We start from the raw sequence: 19,050 nt of genomic DNA, 5'->3' as shown, positions 1-19,050 counted from the left end.
TCGGAAGCCGTCGGTACTGCTCCTGTGACAAGTCTTAACACCGCACCGATCCCCACCGCACCGATCCTCGTGCTTGCCGGCCCCACCGCCAGCGGCAAGTCGGCGCTCGGGATCGCATTGGCGCAGCGCTTCAACGGCACGATCATCAATGCCGACAGCATGCAGGTCTATCGCGACTTGCGTGTACTGACCGCGCGCCCCACCGATGACGAGATGGCGCAGGCGCCGCATCGCCTCTATGGCGTGCTGGATGGTGCCGAGCATGGCACCGCCGCGCGCTGGGTCGAGCTGGCCCGCGCCGCCATCGCAGAGACGGTGGCCGAGGGCCGCCTGCCCATCCTGCTGGGCGGCACCGGCATGTATCTGCGCAGCCTGTTCGATGGCCTGGTCGATATCCCGCCGATCCCCGGCGACATCCGCCGTGAAGCGCGGGCGCGGCTGGAGGCGGAGGGTGCCGCCGTCCTGCATGCCGCCCTGCTGGCGGCGGACCCGGAGACGGCGGCAAAGCTGAAGCCTGGCGACGGCCAGCGGCTGGTGCGGGCCTGGGAGGTGCTGCAGGCCACGGGGCAGGGCCTCGCCGCCTGGCAGGCCGCCGCGCCGACACCGCCTTTGCCTAATCCCGTATGCCGCCTGCTGCTGCGGCCGCCGCGTGAGGCGCTCTATGCCCGCATCGACCGGCGTTTCATGGGCATGCTCGACAGCGGGGCGATGGAGGAAGCTAGGGCGGTCCAGGCGCGGACCGACATCCCGGCCGATGCTCCGATGCGCAAGGCCCATGGACTTCCCGAACTTCTCCAATATCTTGAGGGAACGCTGAGCCTGGATGAGGCCATTCGGATCGGCCAGCTCAACACCCGGCATTATGCCAAACGGCAGACCACCTGGTTCCGGCACCAGTTCGAGGCGGGACTGGTTGTGGAAAACGATCTTACTCGGAAAGAAAATTTCAACCTAGAGGCAGAAATCTTTCCATTCATTGTGAGATGGCTATTGACCGTGGGCTGACGGGGCGTCTAGGTTGGCGCCGAATTTTGACGGCCGGGGCGGCGTGTTCCGGCCGATTTTCGTCTAAAAGGGCAGTCTGACCAAAGGATTGCCAAAAGGATTGGTTGTCATGTCTACCGCAGCGCAGGCTGCGCCGGCCCAGATGCCAACTGTGCAGATGAGCGGCGCCGAAATGCTGATCAAGGCCCTGCAGGATCAGGGTGTTGAGGTCGTCTTCGGCTATCCGGGCGGCGCGGTGCTCCCGATTTATGATGCGCTGTTCAAGCAGAATGCCATCCGCCACATCCTCGTCCGTCACGAGCAGGGCGCCGTCCATGCCGCCGAAGGCTATGCCCGTTCGACCGGCAAGCCCGGCGTGGTGCTGGTCACCTCCGGTCCCGGCGCCACCAACGCCGTCACCGGCCTGACCGATGCGCTGCTCGACTCGATTCCAGTCATCTGCCTGACCGGTCAGGTCGCCACGCATCTGGTTGGCACCGACGCCTTCCAGGAATGCGACACTACCGGCATCACGCGGCCCTGCACCAAGCACAATTATCTTGTGAAGAATATCGACGACCTGTCGCGCGTCGTGCACGAAGCCTTCTATGTCGCCACCAACGGCCGTCCGGGTCCGGTGGTGATCGACCTGCCGAAGGACATCCAGGTCGCGCAAGGGCCCTATACCGGCAAGGACAATGTCCGCCACAAGACCTATCGCCCGCAGGTCGTGGGCGACGATGCCAAGATCAAGGAGGCCATCGCGCTGATGGCTGGCGCCGAGCGCCCGGTCTTCTACACCGGCGGTGGCATCATCAATGCCGGCCCGCGCGCCTCCGAGCTGCTGCATGAGCTGGTCAAGCTGACCGGCTTCCCCATCACCAATACGCTGATGGGTCTGGGCGGCTATCCCGCCACCGACAAGCAGTTCCTCGGCATGCTCGGCATGCACGGCACCTGGGAAGCCAATCATGCGATGCATGATTGCGACGTCATGATCAACATTGGCGCGCGTTTCGACGATCGCATCACCGGCCGCCTGAACGCCTTCTCGCCGGGCTCGAAGAAGATCCATGTCGATATCGATCCGTCCTCGCACAACAAGACCGTGCGCTGCGACCTCAATATCGTCGGTGATGCCTGCAAGGTGCTGGAACAGCTGATCGCCGCCTGGAAACAGGGCGGCCACAAGCCGAACCAGAAGGCGCTCGACAAGTGGTGGGCGCAGATCGACCAGTGGCGCGCCCGCGAAAGCCTGAAGTACAAGAAGGATTCCAAGATCATCAAGCCGCAGCTGGCGATCGAGCGCCTCTACGAGCTGACCAAGGATCAGGACACCTTCATCACCACCGAAGTCGGCCAGCACCAGATGTGGGCCGCGCAGCATTACAAGTTCAACAAGCCGAACCGCTGGATGACCTCGGGCGGACTGGGTACCATGGGCTACGGCCTGCCGGCCGCCATCGGTGTGCAGCTCGGCCATCCGGGCAAGCTGGTGGTGGATATCGCTGGCGAGGCCTCGATCCTGATGAACATCCAGGAGCTCGGCACGGCGGCGCAGTTCCGTCTGCCGGTGAAGGTCTTCATCCTGAACAACGAATACATGGGCATGGTGCGCCAGTGGCAGCAGCTGCTCCATGGCGGCCGCTACTCGCAGAGCTATTCGGAATCGCTGCCCGACTTCGTCAAGCTGGCCGAGGCCTTCAACTGCGCCGGCCTGCGCGTCACCGATCCGGCCGACCTTGATGCGACCATCAAGGAGATGATCAAGATCGACGGCCCCGTCGTGGTGGATGTCGCGGTCGACAAGACCGAGAACTGCTTCCCCATGGTGCCGTCGGGGGCCGCGCATAACGAGATGATTCTCGCCGACGACAAGCCGAAAGACCCGACCAACGCCTCCGTCAGCGAAGAAGGCATGGCCCTCGTCTGAGGCCATCGAACACAGAAGCATATATCCCATGTCCGCGCCGCAGCAGCCGATCCAGAGCCATATCCTGTCCGTCCTCGTCGATAACGAGCCGGGCATCCTCGCCCGCGTGGTCGGGCTGTTCTCCGGCCGCGGCTACAATATCGAAAGCCTCACGGTGGCCGAGGTCTCTGATGCCGCGCATCTGTCGCGCATCACGGTCGTCACGTCCGGCCCCGCCAATGTGATCGAGCAGATCAAGGCGCAGCTCGGCCGTCTCGTGCCGGTGCACAATGTCCATGATCTCACGGTGGAAGGCCCGCACATCGCGCGTGAACTGGCGCTGATCAAGGTGGCCGGCACCGGCGAGAAGCGTGTCGAATCCCTGCGTATCGCCGATATCTTCCGGGCGCGCGCCGTCGACAGCACGATCGAATCCTTTGTCTTCGAGCTGACCGGTGCCCCGGAAAAGATCACGGCCTTCGTCGAATTGATGAAGCCGCTCGGCCTGGTCGATGTGTCGCGCACCGGCGTGGTGGCGATCAGCCGCGGCCCGAAGCCCCTTTAAACCCGATTACGAAACAACACGCTTTTTTCTGAGGAGAGACTGAGATGCGCGTTTACTATGACCGCGATGCGGACCTGAACCTGATCAAGGGCAAGAAGGTTGTCATCGTCGGCTACGGCAGCCAGGGCCATGCCCATGCCATGAACCTGAAGGACAGCGGCGTGAAGAATATCGCCGTCGCGCTCCGCAAGGGTTCGGCCGGCACGAAGAAGGCCGAAGAGGCCGGCTTCAAGGTGATGACCCCGACCGAGGCCGCCAAGTGGGCCGACGTGGTCATGGTGCTGACCCCCGATGAGGGCCAGTCCGACCTGTGGAATAACGACTTGCGCGACAACATGAAGGAAGGCGCCGCCCTTGCCTTCGCGCATGGCCTGAACATCCACTTCAACCTGATCGAGCCCCGCAAGGATCTCGACGTCTTCATGATCGCGCCCAAGGGCCCGGGCCACACCGTGCGCTCGGAATACCTGAAGGGCGGCGGCGTGCCGTCGCTGGTCGCCGTGCACCAGAACGCCTCGGGCAACGCGCTTGAGATCGCGCTCAGCTACGCCTCGGCCAATGGCGGTGGCAAGGCCGGCATCATCGAGACCACCTTCCAGGAAGAATGCGAGACCGATCTGTTCGGCGAGCAGGTCGTGCTCTGCGGCGGCCTGGTCGAGCTGATCAAGGCGGGCTACGAGACCCTGGTCGAAGCCGGCTACGCCCCGGAAATGGCCTATTTCGAGTGCCTGCATGAAGTGAAGCTGATCGTGGACCTGATCTACGAAGGCGGCATCGCCAACATGAACTACTCGATCTCGAACACGGCCGAATACGGTGAATACGTCACCGGTCCGCGCATCGTGACCGCCGAGACCAAGGCCGAGATGAAGCGCGTGCTGGAAGACATCCAGTCGGGCCGCTTCACCCGCAACTGGATGCTGGAGAACAAGGTCAACCAGACCTCGTTCAAGGCGACCCGCGCGGCGCTGGCCAAGCATCCGATCGAGGAAGTCGGCGCCAAGCTGCGCGCCATGATGCCCTGGATCGCCAAGAACAAGCTGGTCGACAAGGCCCGCTCGAACTAAGCCGGACGCATCCGGATACGATACGGCCGCTGGAGCGATCCGGCGGCCGTTTTCATTTATGCGGCCGCCGAAAGCGCCGCGCCCTCATGCGTCAGCAGCCAGCGTTTGCGCTCCAGGCCGCCGCCATACTTGATCAGTGTGCCGTTGGCGCCGATCAGGCGGTGGCAGGGCACCACCACGCTGATCGGGTTGGCGCCATTGGCCGCGCCGACCGCGCGCATGGCGGTGGGTGAACCCAGCTTCGCGGCCAGCACGCCATAGGTCAGCGTTTTGCCGGCCGGGATCTTGCGCAGCGCCGTCCACACCCTGCGCTGGAAGGGCGTGCCGGCCGTGGCGCAGGCGATGCCGTCGATCTGCCGCAGGTCGCCAGCGAAATACGCCTCCAGCGCCTGACGCAGGGCCTGGGGTGCCTTGCCGGTGCCAAGACCGGCCATCGGGCCATACTGCAGCCGTAGCAGTCGCAGCATGCGGTCTTCATGATCGGTCCAGTCCAGCGCCCGCAGCAGGCCCTGCGTGTCGGTCACCAGCAAGGCGGTGCCGATCGGGGTGGCCAGCTGGTGCTGCAGCAGGCGCTCGGGGGTCGGGGTGCGGGTTGGGGGCTGTTTCCGGGCCATGACCGGAGTATCGGCCGGCCGCTTTTCACTGGCCAGTGCTCGCCACTGGCCGATCCCGGACCTTTTCGACCCTGGAGCGGGATTTTGACCCTGCGTGGGCCGTGAACACAATTCCACCGTGTTTTCAGCATATTACCGAACATGACGGCATTTTTGCCGAATTCACCCCTTTTTAAGCCTGGTAGCGGAGAGTAGCCGTGCAAGTCCATGAAGGCCTTTGACTTTTCGGCCTTTGCTCGGACCCCGCCGGAGCGTGTAGACTATGGTTAAAGCACGGAAACCACGGCAAGATTCCCGCTACGCCGCCTTTTTCGGGTTTGGCTGGCGGGCGGATGCCGTGCATTGGCGAGAAGGGGTCTGACATGACGACAGCGGCGAGCAGCAGCGCGCGCGAGCGCGTCATCATCTTTGACACGACCTTGCGCGACGGCGAGCAGTCGCCCGGCGCCTCCATGAATCTGGAAGAGAAACTGAAGATTGCCGCCGTGCTGGAAGGCATGGGCGTCGATGTGATCGAGGCCGGCTTCCCCATTGCATCCAACGGCGACTTCGAAGCCGTCAACGAGATCGCCAAGCGCGTCGTCAACTCCACCGTCTGCGGCCTGAGCCGTGCGGGCAAGAAGGACATCGATCGCGCCTGGGAAGCGCTCAAGCCCGCCAAGCGCGCGCGCATCCATACTTTCATCTCCACCTCGCCGCTGCACATGAAGTTCAAGCTGCAGATGGAGCCCGAGGCGGTGCATCAGGCCATCATCGACAGCGTCAGCCATGCGCGCAATCTCTGCGACGATGTGGAGTGGAGCTGCGAGGACGGTACGCGCTCTGATCGCGAGTTCCTCTGCCGCGTGATCGAAAGCGCGATCAAGGCCGGCGCCACCACAATCAACGTGCCCGACACCGTCGGCTACACGGTGCCGGAGGAATACACGGCACTGATGCGCTACCTGATCGAAAACATCCCGAACAGCGATAAAGCCAGGTTTTCCGCGCATTGCCACAACGATCTGGGCCTCGCGGTCGCTAACTCGCTGGCTGCCGTCATGGGCGGTGCGCGCCAGGTGGAATGCACCATCAACGGCCTGGGCGAACGCGCCGGCAATGCCGCGCTGGAAGAAATCGTCATGGCGCTGCGCACGCGCCCCGATGCAATGAATTTCGAGACTGGCATCAAGACGACCGACATCATGAAGGCCTCGCGCCTCGTCTCCGCCGTCACCGGTTTTGTCGTGCAGCCCAACAAGGCCATCGTCGGCGCCAACGCCTTTGCGCATGAAAGCGGCATCCATCAGGACGGCATGCTGAAGCATGCCGGCACCTACGAGATCATGACGCCGGAATCGGTCGGCCTGAATCGTTCGACCCTGGTGATGGGCAAGCATTCCGGCCGCCATGCCTTCCGCAAGAAGCTCGAGGAGCTTGGCTTCCAGCTCGCCGACAACCAGCTCAATGACGTCTTCGGCCGCTTCAAGGATCTGGCCGACCGCAAGAAGGAGGTCTTCGATGAAGACCTCGTCGCCCTTGTGGATGATACCGTGGCCCATGACAGCCACCGGATCCGCTTCGTCTCGCTGCAGGTGGTCGCCGGCTCGAAGGAGCCGCAGCGCGCCGAGCTGGAGCTGGAGATCGACGGCGCGGTCAAGGCCATCACCGCCACCGGCAACGGGCCGGTCGATTCGATCTTCAATGCCATCAAGGGCCTGTTCCCGCATCAGGTGAATCTGCAGCTCTATCAGGTGCATGCCGTGACCCAGGGCACCGATGCCCAGGCCGAGGTGACCGTGCGCCTGGAAGAGGGCGGCAAGACCGTCAACGGGCAGGCTTCCGACGCCGATACGCTGGTGGCCAGTTGCCGGGCCTATATCCATGCTTTGAACAAGCTGCTGGTGAAACGGGAGAAGACGGCGCCTGCTGCCATGAGCGCCTGATTTTACTGGGGTAAAAATAGGGGGGCTGGGGGTTGCGCTGTTCCGGTCCCAAGGGCGATAACGGCGCGATATTTCGCTGTGAGGGTTTTTCTCAATGTTCTCGCGTTTGATGGGTTTCATGTCGGCCGATATGGCCATTGATCTGGGCACGGCCAACACGCTGGTCTACGTCAAGGGTCGAGGGATCGTGCTGAATGAACCGTCCGTGGTGGCGATCGCCAACAACCGCGGCAAGAAGCAGGTTCTGGCCGTCGGCGATGAGGCCAAGCAGATGCTGGGCCGTACGCCGGGCAATATCGAAGCCATCCGTCCGCTGCGCGACGGCGTGATCGCCGATTTCGAAGTGGCGGAGGAAATGATCAAGCATTTCATCCGCAAGGTTCACAACCGCCGCAGCTTCGCCTCGCCGCAGGTGATCATCTGCGTGCCGTCGGGTTCTACCGCGGTCGAGCGTCGCGCCATCATGGACTCAGCCGAGTCCGCCGGCTCGCGCCGCGTCTTCCTGATTGAAGAGCCGATGGCCGCCGCGATCGGCGCCGGCCTGCCGGTGACCGAGCCGACCGGCTCGATGGTCGTCGATATCGGCGGCGGCACCACCGAGGTGGCGGTGCTCTCGCTTGGCGGTATCGTCTATTCGCGCAGTGTGCGTGTCGGCGGCGACAAGATGGACGAGGCGATCATTGCCTACATCCGCCGCAATCATAACCTGCTGGTGGGCGAGGCTTCGGCCGAGCGCATCAAGAAGCAGATCGGTTCCGCCGCTCCGCCGGAAGACGGCAATGGCCTCTCGATGGAGATCAAGGGCCGCGATCTGATGAACGGCGTGCCGAAGGAGCTGGTGATCAACCAGCGCCAGATCGCCGAAAGCCTGGCCGAACCGGTCGGCGCCATCGTCGAGGCGGTGAAGGTCGCGCTCGAACACACCGCGCCGGAACTGGCCGCCGATATCGTCGACAAGGGCATCGTGCTCACCGGCGGCGGCGCGCTGCTGGGCAATCTTGACCTGGTGCTGCGTCATGCGACCGGCCTGCCGGTGTCGATTGCCGATGAGCCGCTCTCCTGCGTGGCGCTGGGCACCGGCCGCGCGCTGGAAGAAATGAAGACGCTGAAGCACGTTCTGTACAACCCGCCCTATTAAGGGCGGAGCCTGACGACGCAGGGGTCGAGAGAGGCATATGGCAAGACGGTCTGGACGCAGTGCTTGGGTTGCAGCGCCATTGCGCGCGCTGCTGCAGCGCTTTGCGTTCCTGCTGCTGCTTGCCGCTGCCGTCGCCCTGATCCTGCTCGGTCGCGTCGACCGTCCGGCGATCGAACGCATCCGTGCTGTTGGCGCCGATATCATCGAGCCGGTGCTGACCGCCGTGTCGCAGCCGGTCAGCGTGATCAATGCCATGATCGGCTGGGTCGACGACATCCTGTTCGTCCATGACGAGAACTTCCGCCTGCGCACCGAGAATGCCCGCCTGCTGCAGTGGCAGGAAGTGGCGCGGCGTCTTGAGCAGGATAATGCGGCATTGCGCCAGATGCTCTCCGCCGGCCCCGATCTGAGCCAGACCTTCGTCACCGGCCGCGTGATCGCTGATGGTGGCAGCTCGTTTGTCCGCACCGTGCTGCTCAATGTCGGCACCAAGGACGGCATCAAGAAAGGCCAGGCTGTGATTGGCCAGGGCGGCTATGCCGGTCGTGTCGCCGAAGTCGGCATCCGCGCCGCCCGTATCCTGCTGGTCACCGACTTGAACTCGCGCTTGCCGGTCATGCTGCAGGAAGGCGGCCATCGTGCCGTGCTGACCGGCGACAACTCGGCTTTCCCGCGCCTGGAATACCTCACCGGCGCGGCCAAGCCCGCTACCGGCATGCATATCGTCACCTCGGGCGATGGCGGCCAGTTCCCGGCCGGCATTCCGGTCGGCGAGATCGTGTCCACCGATGGCGTCATCCGCGTCCGTCCTGTTGTCGATCTGGGGCGCCTGGACTTCCTGCGTGTCATGCAGTTCGACGAGACCCGCATCGATGCGGAGGACCCGGCTGCGCCGTCTGGCTCTGCCTCGGCCGCACTGCCCCGGCGATAGGAGCGCGGCATGTTAGCGCTGCTCCGCCAGATCAGCCGCCGCATCCGCGCCCTGCTGCCGATCCTGAGCAGCATCGTCCTGGTGCTGTTGGGCCTTCTGCCTGTCGGGCTGCCCTATTTCGATACCGTGGCGCCATCCTTTGCGCTGATGGCGGTATTCTACTGGAGCATCTTCCGCTCCGATCTCATGACCATGGTCGGCGCCTTCCTGATCGGCCTGTTGCTCGATCTGCTCAGTGGCGGCCTGCTGGGCCTGAGTGCGCTCACCCTGGTCGTCGTGCATGAACTGGGCGTGTCGCAGCGCCGTGTCTTCCTCGGCTCATCCTTCCTGGTGAACTGGACCGCCTTTGCGCTGCTGATCGGCGCCGTGCTTCCTTTAAGCTGGGCGCTGGTCTCACTGCTGCACTGGCGCCTGCTGCCCACTGCGCCGGTGCTGGCGCAGATGGTCCTGTCGCTGACGCTTTATCCCGCCGTCTACTGGGCGCTCAGCCGTCTCGAGCGCCGCTGGCTGCGCGGATCGCTCGCGGTGTAGCGCCATGGCCATGAACCGCCGCGACAACGATTTGCAGCAGGTGTTCACCCGCCGGGCGCTGCTGCTGGGCACGGCCCAGCTGGCGCTGTTCGGTGCGCTGGCCGGCCGCCTGTATTACCTGCAGGTCCTGGAATCCGACAAATACGCCCTGCTGGCTGAAGAGAACCGCATCAACATGCGGCTGCTGTCGCCACGGCGCGGCCGCGTGGTCGACCGTCATGGCCATGAGCTGGCCTCCAATCGCCGCAATTACCGCGTCCTCATTGTGGCCGAGCAGACCCGCAACGTCGATGCCACCCTGGAAGCGCTGTCCAAGCTGATCCAGGTTGACGACACCCAGCGCGTCCGCGTGAAGCGCGAAATCGAGCGTCGCCGCAAATTCGTGCCGGTCGTCGTGGCCGAGAACCTGTCCTGGGACGATTTCGCCAAGATCAACCTGCATTCACCGGACCTGCCGGGCGTGCAGCTCGATGTCGGCGAGACGCGTGACTACCCTTACGGCGCCACCTTCAGCCATGTCGTAGGCTATGTCGGCGCCGTCTCCGAGACCGAGCTGGGCGACGACCCGCTGCTGGAGCTGCCGGGCTTCCGTATCGGCAAGAGCGGCGTTGAGAAGATCTACGACGAGCGCCTGCGCGGCCGCGCAGGCCACAGCCAGATCGAAGTGAATGCCTTTGGCCGCGGCATCCGCGAGCTGCAGCGCCATAATGGCCAGCCGGGCGATGACATCGTGCTGACCATCGATGCCGACCTGCAGCGCATGGCGCAGGAACGTTTCGGCGAGGAAAGTGGCGCCGGCGTGGTGATGGACATCCATACCGGCGAAGTCATGTGCCTGGTCTCCAATCCGGGCTACGACCCGAACTGGTTCAACGTCGGCATCACCGGGCCGCAATGGCGCCAGCTCAACGGCGACAAATACAAGCCGCTGATCAACAAGGCTGTGCAGGGCCAGTATCCGCCCGGTTCCACCTTCAAGATGCTGGTCGGCATGGCGGCGCTGGAAGCCGGTACCATCACGCCCGATACCCGTGTCTCCTGTATCGGCCACATGGAGTTCGGCAACAACACCTTCCATTGCTGGAAGAAGGGCGGACACGGCAGCATGAACTACGTGTCGGCGCTGGAGGAAAGCTGCGACGTCTTTTTCTACGAGACGGCGCGCCGCACCGGCGTCGACAAGATCGCCGAAATGGCCAAGAAGCTGGGCCTGGGCGAATTCACCGGCATCGACCTGACCGGCGAGCGCCGCGGCCTGATCCCGACGCGCAGCTGGAAGCAGGCGGTGCTGAACCAGCCCTGGCACCAGGGCGAGAACCTGATCACCGGTATCGGCCAGGGCTATATCACCACCACGCCGCTGCAGCTCTGCGTGATGGCGGCGCGACTGGCCAATGGCGGCTATGCCGTGCAGCCGCGCATCGTGCGCCAGGACGATGCCTATGGCCCCGCCACCGACCAGCGCACGGCGCGCGAGCGCTGGGCCAATCTGAACATCAAGCGCGAACAGCTTGAGCTGGCCTGGGAAGGCATGATTCGCGTCACCACGCCGCCGCGCGGCACCGCCCATCGCGCCCGCATCACGCTGGCCGAATACGCCATGGCCGGCAAGACCGGCTCCAGCCAGGTGCGCCGCATCAGCCGCCAGGAGCGCGAGACCCGCGTGCGCAAGAACGAGGAGAAGCCGTGGGAGGAGCGCGACCACGCGCTGTTCGTCGCCTTCGCCCCGATCAGCAATCCGCGCTATGCCTGTTGCGTCGTGGTCGAACATGGCGGCGGCGGTTCCACGGCGGCGGCGCCGATCGCCCGCGACATCCTACTGGAATGCCAAAAGCTCGATCCTTCGCGCAAGGGCAAGCGCACGCCTGGCCCCAATACCGCGGCCACGGCGGGTCCTGCGCCGCAGAAGGAAGGGGGCTGACATGGCCCATTGGTCCAGCCGCGGCAACGACCTGAGCTTCGGGCGCAAGCTGCGCGACATCAACTGGGGCCTGGTGCTGCTGATCACCCTGATCGCCAGCATCGGCTTCGCCACGCTGTATTCTGCCGCCGGCGGCGACATCGATCCCTGGGCCGATCGTCAGATGGTACGCTTCGTCATCGGCCTGGTGATCATGGTTGCCATTGCGGTGACCGATATCCGCGTCTGGATGCGGCTGTCCTATCTGGTTTTCGGCGTCGGCCTGGTGCTGCTGATCGCCGTCGAACTGTTCGGCCGCATCGGCATGGGCGCGCAGCGCTGGCTCGATCTCGGCATCATCCATGTGCAGCCGTCCGAGATCATGAAGATTTCTCTGGTGCTGACGCTCGCCCGCTATTTCCACGGCCTGTCCTATGACGAGGTCGGTCGGATCCGCTGGCTGATACTGCCGCTGGCCATCGTGCTGGTGCCGGTCATCCTGGTGATCAAGCAGCCCGATCTGGGCACGGCCATGCTGCTGCTGGCCTCCTCGGGCGCGGTCTTCTTCTTTGCCGGCGTGCGCGCCTGGAAATTCATCCTGGTTATCATTGCCGGCGGCAGTGCCCTGCCGGTGCTGTGGACCCTGCTGCATGATTATCAGAAGAAGCGCGTGCTCACATTCATGAACCCCGAACAGGACCCGCTGGGTTCGGGCTATCACATTCTGCAGTCCAAGATCGCACTGGGGTCTGGCGGCTTCTCGGGCAAGGGCTTCATGCAGGGCACGCAGAGCCATCTGAGCTTCCTGCCGGAAAAACAGACCGACTTCATCTTCACCATGCTGGCGGAAGAGCACGGCCTGATCGGTGCGCTGGTGCTGATCGCGCTCTATATCCTGCTGATCGCCTATGGCTATGCCATCGCGCTGCGCGCACGCAGCCAGTTCGCGCGCCTGCTGGCCGGCGGCCTGACCACCATGCTGTTCCTCTATGTCTTCATCAACATCGCCATGGTGTCGGGCATGGTGCCGGTGGTGGGCGTGCCGCTGCCGCTGGTTTCCTACGGCGGCACCGCGATGATGACGCTACTGGTCGGCATCGGCCTGCTGATCAACTGCTATGTGCACCGTGACGTGGAAATCCCGCGTCACATGAGCGGGCTCTGACGCCGTTTCCCTGACGAATCGGCCGATTTAAGCCCTTGGCAGGACGGCGGAATTTCCTTCTGCCGAAGCCCTTGCAATTCCGCCGAATCCGGATATTTTCACGCGGCTTTTCAGAGCGCTGGGCGCATAGCTCAGTTGGTAGAGCAGCTGACTCTTAATCAGCGGGTCCCAGGTTCGAGCCCTGGTGCGCCCACCATTTTCCGGCAGCTCTGAAAGCCCCAGACGGCGACCCCAGATGACAATCTCCGGGTCGCCGTTTTCGTTTCCGCTCTTTCGTATCGGCATGGTCCCGGTGGTCCGGCTTGGCCGCCCACCGCCGCGCCGCTAGGCTCTTCGCAGTCATCTCCGGAGAGCATCATGACCGCGCACAGGCTGGACCCGACGCCGCAGACCGTTCACTGGGGCTTTTTCGACGCCACGCTGAAACCCGCGATCACGGTTGCCCCCGGCGAGCAGGTCACCATCCGCACCGTCTCTGGCGGCGCCGATGTGCTGCCGCCCGCCAGCGCCGGCCTGGCCGTGCTGCCCGAACATCGCGCCATCGTCGAACAGCTCAAGCCGGTGCTGCCCGGCCATATCCTCACCGGACCCGTGGCCATCGAGGGGGCGGAGCCGGGTGACGTGCTGGAGGTGCGGATCGACGACGTGCGCCTGATCCAGGACTGGGGTTGGAACGTCAACCGGCCGCTGCGCGGCGCGCTGCCGCACCGTTTCCCTGAAACCCGGATGCTGCAGATCCCGATCAACCGCAACGCCATGACGGCCGCCTGTCCCTGGGGCTCGGTCGTGCCGCTCAGGCCCTTCTTCGGCGTCATGGGCGTCGCGCCGCGGCCCTCCTATGGCCGGGTCTCCACCATCGAGCCGCGCGAATACGGCGGCAATATCGACAATCGCGAACTGATCCCCGGCACCGTGCTCTACCTGCCGGTCTTTGTGAAAGGCGGGCTGTTCTCGACCGGCGACGGCCATGCCTGCCAGGGCGATGGAGAGGTCAATCTCACCGCGCTGGAAACCGCGCTGGAAGGCGACTTCACCTTCCATCTGCACAAGCAGCGTAAACTGCCGCGCCCGCGCGCCGTGACGCCCACGCATCTGATCACCATGGCCTTCGATCCCGATCTGGACGATGCCGCCACCCGCGCGCTGGAAGACATGATCGATATGCTGGGCGCGGTCGCCGGCCTGGCCGCCAACGACGCCTATGCGCTCTGCAGCCTGGCCTGCGACCTGCGCATCACCCAGGTGGTGGACGGCAACAAGGGCGTGCATGCCATGCTGCCCTTCGATGTGCTGGCCAGGGTCGACCGCGCCGCTATTGCCGGGTTCTGAGTATTTTTTCCAGGTTATGCCGTTATATATGTAAGGGCGTGACCTGGATGGAGCATTGAATGCGTGGCGTGGTGGCCTGTGCGGCCTATGACAGCAAGGGCAATCGCCTGTGCGATGTGCCGTTCAGCACCGAAGGCCTGAATGTGCCCACGGGTGCCGACTTCGTCTGGATCGGTCTGCATGATCCGGAACCGGCCGCGCTGCAGACCTTGCAGAAGCGCTTCGACCTGCATCCGCTGGCCGTCGAAGACGCCGCCGCCGCGCATCAGCGCCCCAAGATCGAGATTTATGGCGAAAGCCTGTTCATCGTGCTGCGCACCGCGCGGCTGGTGAATGGCGATGTGGAATACGGCGAGACGCATGTCTTTGCCGGTAAGGGCTATGTCATCTCGGTGCGCCATGGCGCGTCGTCGTCCTATGCCGAGGTGCGCAGCCGGCTGGAACGCATGCCGCAGCTGCTGCAGATGGGCGAGCAGGCCGCCATGCATGCCATCATCGATTTCGTCGCCGATAATTTCTTCCCCGTGATCGACGATATCGCCGAGGAACTGCGCGAGATCGAAAACCACGTGCTGGACGAAACCCTGGACCGCCAGATGATCGAGCGCATCTATCGCCTGCGCCGCGATCTGCGCGTCATGCGCGGCACGGTGCTGCCGCTGCTGGAAGTCAGCAGCCGGCTCGAGCGGCTGGACCTGCCGCTGCTCACGCCGGAAATCCGGCCCTATTTTCGCGATGTTCACGATCACGTGCAACGCGTGGCAGACTCGATCGATGCGTTGCGCGAAGGGCTGGCTGCGGCCTTCGAAACCGAAATCCTGCTGGCCAGCGCGCGACAGAACGACATCGTGCGTCAGCTCGCCGCCTGGGCCGCCATCCTGGCGGTGCCAACCGCGATTGCTGGCATCTACGGCATGAATTTCGAGAACATGCCGGAGCTGCGCTGGGAGTACGGCTATTTCGTCGTCCTGGGCGCGATTGCCACGGTTTGCGGCTGGCTGTTCTGGCGCTTCCGCAAGAGTGGCTGGCTTTAGGCCCGGTTATCCTGCCCGGTTTTCCCCCGAAATCCCTGCGGTCACAGCCCTGTCGCTGAAAAGGCCTCCCAGTCACAGGCCGGTCACAACTGTCTCCGATCTATAGCAGGCAGATCACACCCGCTGCGCCCCGTTTTCGCTAGGCTGTCTCCATAAGAAGACGCCTTTTCATCGTAGCGAAATGTGGAGAGCAATCATGTTCCTCAGCCTCAAGACCGAGATCGAAGCCGCCCAGCGCCAGGCCCTGCAGCTCCAGCAGGAGCGCGAAATCTGCGACCGCGAAATCCGTCTGATGAGCGGCCATTTCGCCCGCCGCTGCGGCAGCACCCTGTCGGATATCGACAGCTTCTCGGCCACCCTGCGCCGCCGCCGCCGTCTTGATGACGAACTGAAGCTGACCACCCGCCAGGTCGTGGCGATGCGCCGCCAGCTGGTGGTGCAGAAGGGCTACAAGGGCGACGCGCGGGGCTGACGCGCGTAGCATTCACTTTCCTCGGTCGCCGATTGCAGAGCCGGCGACCGCCCACGGGAACACGGCCGCAGGAGCAATCCTGCGGCCGTGTTGCGTTGGGCATCTAGGCGGGCAGGGAGCGGATGAAGTCCAGAAGGGCGGCATTGACCTCTTCTGGTCGCTCCTGTTGGGTCCAGTGGCCGCATCCCGGAAGGATATGAAGCTTTCGCAGGTTCGGCACAAAATGCTTCAGATTCGCCAGCAACTGATCCATCCCGGGTGCCGAGATGAAGAAGTCATGGTCCCCGGCCATGAAGATGGCCGGGACCATGACAGGCGCGCCTGCCAGCGAGGATGAGATTTCCCAGTTCCGGTCCAGATTCCGGTAGTAGTTCAGCGGGCCACGAAAGCCGCCACGCTTGAACTGGGTGGCGTAGTGATCGACATCGCTTTCGGTCAGCCAGCCCGGCAGCGTCGCAGGCGCAGGGGCGCCGCGCAGGAAACGCCCACCATGCGGCACCATCCCGATGTTCAGTGGCGGTCCGCCTGCTGCGGCGGCACGCGCTGCGGCAACGCCATTCCCGGATGCACCGTAGAGCATGCTGCGGAGCGTGGACCGCACGTCAGCCTCGAACTCCGCTTCGGCGGGGCCGTGTTTTTGAAAATAGAGCATGTAGAATTCGGCATCCGCGGTCCGCGGCATGGCGGTGGTTGGCCGGATATTGCCCCGGGGACGGAATGGGACACTGAGGGCGGCGATGGCGCGAACGCGGTCGGGACGTAATTGTGCGGCCTGCCACGCCACGCTGGCGCCGACATCGTGTCCGATGATGACGGCGGATTTGGCATCAAGGGCATCGAGAACACCGATCAGGTCTCCCACCAGATGGAATACGGTGTACTGGTCGATGGCGTCGGGGCTGTCGCTCATGCCATAGCCGCGCATGTCGGGGGCCACCACATGAAAGCCCGCTTGCGCGAGAGCGCTGATCTGATGGCGCCAGGAATACCATGTCTCCGGGAAGCCATGGCAGAGCACGACAAGCGGGCCGCTGCCCTGTTCGGCGATATTGACGCGAATGCCATTCGCCTCAATGACGCGTTGCGTGGGCAAGGCGGTCCCTTGGCTGGTGACGGCCCGCAATGCGGACGGAATGACGGCTGAAGCTCCCGAGAGGGCGAGCGGAAAGGCCGTCGTTTTCAGGAATCGGCGTCTATCGATCATGATCAGGTCCTGGATGTCGGGTGTTCAGACTGGAATGGCGTTTCGCCGATAGTGCTGGCCAAACCGCAGCAGCCAGCCCACGAAATAGCCCAGGCTCACGCCCGAGACAGCAACATCGAGTGCGTACAGCGTTTGCCTGTCGAATGCGGAATACGCAATTGAAACGCCGATGGCATATTTTGCGAAAAATAGAACCATGTTCCGCACCAGTGGAAAGATCGATCCTTCAATGCGGACGTGACCTTGGGCGGGATCGGGCTGTAGCGTGGCGAGGTTGGTCCCGTACCAGGCGAGGACCGAAGCGATCACTGCCGCGCCGGCCCAATACAATGGCAGCAGGCCCGAACCATCCAACCTGAACAGCAGACCGTAGATGCCCCAGACAATGAACACGATCGGTGCGATTAATGGCCGCCACACTTTTACGGTTCGCGTTTTCAGTGACACAAGGCCAAGCGCCAGCAGGACAGCGAAGAGCACGTAAACCCATGCAGGCGTGTTCTGAAGAATGGTGACGAGCATCGGCATTTCGGCTCCTTGCAGCAAAGGGAAGGTGAGGCCGGAATCTTTTCAGACGATGCGGCCTGCCATGTTGGTACCAACGGGTACCGTCATGACAAGCTATATGGTACGTGCTAGTACCGTGTCAAGAGGGTCCCGTGAGCAAGCCAGTCAAATCTACAGAATCCGCGAAATCGCAGGACAATATCCGGGAGCGTGTGCTCCGCGCCGGATTCGAGGCTTTCCGGGAATCCGGCTTCGATGGCGCGAGCACCCTTGAGATCGCCACCCGCGCCAAGGTCTCAAAGCGCGAGCTGTATGCCCTGTTCAAGGACAAGCAGTCGATTGTGGTGGAGTGCATCAAATGGCGGACGCAGCAGATGCAGCTTCCGCTCGCGTTGCCACGGCCATCGACGTCCCAGGCGTTGTCCATGACGCTGGCCCGATTTGGAACGGCATTGATGACGGGTGTCTGCGATCCCGACGTCCAGACTGTGTTCCGCTTTGCTGTGGCGGAGGCGCATAGAACACCGGAAATCGCCGAGGCTTTGAATGAGCGCGGATGGGAGCCCAGCCGTGAGATATTCATCGATCTGGTCAGAAAGGCGCAGGAGGACAAACTGCTTCTGTCTTCGCCGCCTGCCGAGATCAGCGACTTCTTTTTCTCCCTCCTCTGGGGAAATCTCCTGCTCCGTTTGCTGATGGGCCTTGCCAGGCAACCGACCCCGGCGGAACTGGAGCAGCGCGGCAAGCATGCGGCTGACCGATTGATGGCGACCTACGCCAAAGCCGGGAAAGCACGATAGCGCCCCATTCCATCGTCTTCCGCCCATCGTCTTCCGTTCATCGCTTCTTCACCTACCGCCGCTTCGGCTCCGTCGCACTCGCCGTCAGTGCCGCCTTCACCGGATCGCTCAGGACCGACTGCATGGCGACCTGGGCCTTGTTCTTCCAGCCGACAATGGTGTGGTCGTCCCCGCGCATCAGCGCGCGATAGGCCTTGGCCGCCACTTCGGCCGGATCGGTCTTGGCGTTTTCATTCACTTTCGAGCGCTGCATGCCGGCGCGGTTGAAGAAGTTGGTGTCCGTGGGCCCCGGCAGCAGCGCCGTCACAGAGACGCCGGTATCCTGCAACGAGTGGCGGATGGCTTCAGCGAAGGACAGCACGAAGGCCTTGGTGGCGGCATAGACCACCAGATAGGGGTCGGGCGTGGTGGAATCAGTGGAGGCCGTGATCAGGATCTTGCCGCGATGCCGCTGCATCATGTCCTGCAGCACCAGCTTGGTCAGATGCACCACGGATACCGCATTGAGCTGGATGATGCGCAGTTCGGCCTCCAGGTCGGTCTCGGCGAAATCGCCATAGACGCCGGCGCCAGCATTGCAGCACAGCACATCCACCGGGCCGACGGCTTTCGCCGCGTCATACAGGCGCTCGACGCCCGCGCGTGTCGACAGGTCGCAGGTCACGGTTTCCACATGGGCGCCCCCGTTATGCAGATTGCTGGCGTTCGCCAGGCCCTGGGCGGCTTCGCGCAGGTTGCCTTCATGGTCGGCGGCGATCAGCAGATCATGACCATGCAGGGCCAACTGGCGCGCCAGCTCGTAGCCGATGCCGCTGGAGGCGCCGGTGACCAGCGCCAGCGGGCGACCGGCTCCACGGCTGCGCGGGCTGAACAGGTCACGGCCGGTATCGGGAGGGGTAATGGTCTGCGGTCTGGTTTTCTGGGCCACGAGGTCCTCCTGTTTTCTGTGGGCTTGCAGGGGCAACCCGCCCC

Annotated in this window: 18 protein-coding genes and 1 tRNA gene; 15 read left to right on the top strand and 4 right to left on the bottom strand. The window is 63.8% G+C overall.

Translation table 11 applies throughout. The features are described from left to right. Window positions 1–24 precede the first annotated feature (24 nt). The 4 genes from miaA to ilvC all read left to right on the top strand — a co-directional run bounded on the left by miaA (window position 25) and on the right by ilvC (window position 4,528). Window positions 25–1,005 carry a tRNA (adenosine(37)-N6)-dimethylallyltransferase MiaA gene (gene miaA, locus AC1RRT_RS03535; protein ID WP_493012322.1) on the top strand — a complete coding sequence of 327 codons (981 nt, stop codon included), beginning with the start codon at window positions 25–27 and terminating at the stop codon, window positions 1,003–1,005. A 142-nt stretch (window positions 1,006–1,147) separates the two neighbouring features. Then, window positions 1,148–2,917, top strand: a complete 1,770-nt coding sequence (locus tag AC1RRT_RS03530; protein WP_493015126.1) for an acetolactate synthase 3 large subunit — start codon at window positions 1,148–1,150, stop codon at window positions 2,915–2,917. A 28-nt stretch (window positions 2,918–2,945) separates the two neighbouring features. Then, window positions 2,946–3,461, top strand: a complete 516-nt coding sequence (ilvN, locus tag AC1RRT_RS03525) for an acetolactate synthase small subunit (RefSeq protein WP_297688666.1) — start codon at window positions 2,946–2,948, stop codon at window positions 3,459–3,461. A gap of 44 nt (window positions 3,462–3,505) precedes the next feature. Further along, window positions 3,506–4,528 (top strand): ketol-acid reductoisomerase, encoded by a 1,023-nt coding sequence (gene ilvC / locus AC1RRT_RS03520; protein WP_493012321.1) that lies wholly within the window; start codon window positions 3,506–3,508, stop codon window positions 4,526–4,528. A 56-nt stretch (window positions 4,529–4,584) separates the two neighbouring features. Here ilvC and ogt read toward each other — a convergent pair whose 3' ends face one another. After that, window positions 4,585–5,142 carry a methylated-DNA--[protein]-cysteine S-methyltransferase gene (gene ogt, locus AC1RRT_RS03515; protein ID WP_493012320.1) on the bottom strand — a complete coding sequence of 186 codons (558 nt, stop codon included), beginning with the start codon at window positions 5,140–5,142 and terminating at the stop codon, window positions 4,585–4,587. A gap of 362 nt (window positions 5,143–5,504) precedes the next feature. On the opposite strand from ogt, the gene AC1RRT_RS03510 reads away from it, so the two are divergent. From AC1RRT_RS03510 to AC1RRT_RS03465, 10 genes are all read left to right on the top strand, one after another. Continuing rightward, window positions 5,505–7,067 (top strand): 2-isopropylmalate synthase, encoded by a 1,563-nt coding sequence (locus AC1RRT_RS03510; protein ID WP_493012319.1) that lies wholly within the window; start codon window positions 5,505–5,507, stop codon window positions 7,065–7,067. A 94-nt stretch (window positions 7,068–7,161) separates the two neighbouring features. Continuing rightward, window positions 7,162–8,205, top strand: coding sequence for a rod shape-determining protein (locus AC1RRT_RS03505; RefSeq protein ID WP_144066920.1), 1,044 nt, complete (start codon window positions 7,162–7,164; stop codon window positions 8,203–8,205). Window positions 8,206–8,242: 37 nt separating this feature from the next. Beyond that, complete coding sequence (gene mreC, locus AC1RRT_RS03500) at window positions 8,243–9,136, top strand: rod shape-determining protein MreC (protein WP_493012318.1); 894 nt, start codon at window positions 8,243–8,245, stop codon at window positions 9,134–9,136. A gap of 9 nt (window positions 9,137–9,145) precedes the next feature. Continuing rightward, window positions 9,146–9,667: a rod shape-determining protein MreD gene (gene mreD / locus AC1RRT_RS03495; protein ID WP_493012317.1), complete on the top strand. Its 522-nt coding sequence runs from the start codon at window positions 9,146–9,148 to the stop codon at window positions 9,665–9,667. Between the two features lie 4 nt (window positions 9,668–9,671). Further along, window positions 9,672–11,588: a penicillin-binding protein 2 gene (gene mrdA, locus AC1RRT_RS03490; RefSeq protein ID WP_493012316.1), complete on the top strand. Its 1,917-nt coding sequence runs from the start codon at window positions 9,672–9,674 to the stop codon at window positions 11,586–11,588. 1 nt (window position 11,589) lies between these two features. Continuing rightward, complete coding sequence (gene rodA, locus AC1RRT_RS03485; RefSeq protein ID WP_493012315.1) at window positions 11,590–12,732, top strand: rod shape-determining protein RodA; 1,143 nt, start codon at window positions 11,590–11,592, stop codon at window positions 12,730–12,732. 120 nt (window positions 12,733–12,852) lie between these two features. Beyond that, a tRNA-Lys gene (locus AC1RRT_RS03480) sits at window positions 12,853–12,928 on the top strand. Between the two features lie 161 nt (window positions 12,929–13,089). Next, the gene (locus tag AC1RRT_RS03475) at window positions 13,090–14,061 is read left to right on the top strand and encodes an acetamidase/formamidase family protein (RefSeq protein WP_493012314.1); all 972 of its coding nucleotides are present in this window, start codon (window positions 13,090–13,092) and stop codon (window positions 14,059–14,061) included. A gap of 59 nt (window positions 14,062–14,120) precedes the next feature. Continuing rightward, window positions 14,121–15,095 (top strand): magnesium/cobalt transporter CorA, encoded by a 975-nt coding sequence (corA, locus tag AC1RRT_RS03470; RefSeq protein WP_493012313.1) that lies wholly within the window; start codon window positions 14,121–14,123, stop codon window positions 15,093–15,095. A 196-nt stretch (window positions 15,096–15,291) separates the two neighbouring features. Then, window positions 15,292–15,567 (top strand): hypothetical protein, encoded by a 276-nt coding sequence (locus AC1RRT_RS03465; RefSeq protein WP_493012312.1) that lies wholly within the window; start codon window positions 15,292–15,294, stop codon window positions 15,565–15,567. A gap of 103 nt (window positions 15,568–15,670) precedes the next feature. Here the strand turns inward: AC1RRT_RS03465 and AC1RRT_RS03460 are convergent, their stop codons facing one another. Both AC1RRT_RS03460 and AC1RRT_RS03455 read right to left on the bottom strand, forming a co-directional pair. After that, window positions 15,671–16,771 (bottom strand): alpha/beta fold hydrolase, encoded by a 1,101-nt coding sequence (locus tag AC1RRT_RS03460; protein WP_493012311.1) that lies wholly within the window; start codon window positions 16,769–16,771, stop codon window positions 15,671–15,673. 24 nt (window positions 16,772–16,795) lie between these two features. After that, entirely contained in the window at window positions 16,796–17,299 is a 504-nt protein-coding gene (locus AC1RRT_RS03455) for a DUF6622 family protein (protein WP_493012310.1), read from the bottom strand. 131 nt (window positions 17,300–17,430) lie between these two features. Here AC1RRT_RS03455 and AC1RRT_RS03450 point away from each other — a divergent pair, with 131 nt between their 5' ends. Beyond that, the gene (locus AC1RRT_RS03450) at window positions 17,431–18,078 is read left to right on the top strand and encodes a TetR/AcrR family transcriptional regulator (protein WP_493012309.1); all 648 of its coding nucleotides are present in this window, start codon (window positions 17,431–17,433) and stop codon (window positions 18,076–18,078) included. A gap of 52 nt (window positions 18,079–18,130) precedes the next feature. On the opposite strand, the gene AC1RRT_RS03445 is transcribed toward AC1RRT_RS03450, so the two are convergent. After that, the gene (locus tag AC1RRT_RS03445) at window positions 18,131–19,006 is read right to left on the bottom strand and encodes an SDR family NAD(P)-dependent oxidoreductase (RefSeq protein WP_493012308.1); all 876 of its coding nucleotides are present in this window, start codon (window positions 19,004–19,006) and stop codon (window positions 18,131–18,133) included. Window positions 19,007–19,050 lie beyond the last annotated feature (44 nt).

The sequence above is a fragment of the Ferrovibrio sp. GW821-FHT12B10 genome (assembly GCF_058807515.1).
This window is presented reverse-complemented; position numbering and strand designations above follow the sequence as displayed.

Bases quoted from the DNA above. Each gene is read 5' to 3' on its own strand.
- AC1RRT_RS03530 (WP_493015126.1), top strand. From the start codon at position 1,148: ATGCCAACTGTGCAGATGAGCGGCGCCGAAATGCTGATCAAGGCCCTG.
- ilvN (WP_297688666.1), top strand. From the start codon at position 2,946: ATGTCCGCGCCGCAGCAGCCGATCCAGAGCCATATCCTGTCCGTCCTC.
- ilvC (WP_493012321.1), top strand. From the start codon at position 3,506: ATGCGCGTTTACTATGACCGCGATGCGGACCTGAACCTGATCAAGGGC.
- ogt (WP_493012320.1), bottom strand. From the start codon at position 5,142: ATGGCCCGGAAACAGCCCCCAACCCGCACCCCGACCCCCGAGCGCCTG.
- AC1RRT_RS03510 (WP_493012319.1), top strand. From the start codon at position 5,505: ATGACGACAGCGGCGAGCAGCAGCGCGCGCGAGCGCGTCATCATCTTT.
- AC1RRT_RS03505 (WP_144066920.1), top strand. From the start codon at position 7,162: ATGTTCTCGCGTTTGATGGGTTTCATGTCGGCCGATATGGCCATTGAT.
- mreC (WP_493012318.1), top strand. From the start codon at position 8,243: ATGGCAAGACGGTCTGGACGCAGTGCTTGGGTTGCAGCGCCATTGCGC.
- mreD (WP_493012317.1), top strand. From the start codon at position 9,146: ATGTTAGCGCTGCTCCGCCAGATCAGCCGCCGCATCCGCGCCCTGCTG.
- mrdA (WP_493012316.1), top strand. From the start codon at position 9,672: ATGGCCATGAACCGCCGCGACAACGATTTGCAGCAGGTGTTCACCCGC.
- rodA (WP_493012315.1), top strand. From the start codon at position 11,590: ATGGCCCATTGGTCCAGCCGCGGCAACGACCTGAGCTTCGGGCGCAAG.
- AC1RRT_RS03475 (WP_493012314.1), top strand. From the start codon at position 13,090: ATGACCGCGCACAGGCTGGACCCGACGCCGCAGACCGTTCACTGGGGC.
- corA (WP_493012313.1), top strand. From the start codon at position 14,121: ATGCGTGGCGTGGTGGCCTGTGCGGCCTATGACAGCAAGGGCAATCGC.
- AC1RRT_RS03465 (WP_493012312.1), top strand. From the start codon at position 15,292: ATGTTCCTCAGCCTCAAGACCGAGATCGAAGCCGCCCAGCGCCAGGCC.
- AC1RRT_RS03460 (WP_493012311.1), bottom strand. From the start codon at position 16,771: ATGATCGATAGACGCCGATTCCTGAAAACGACGGCCTTTCCGCTCGCC.
- AC1RRT_RS03455 (WP_493012310.1), bottom strand. From the start codon at position 17,299: ATGCCGATGCTCGTCACCATTCTTCAGAACACGCCTGCATGGGTTTAC.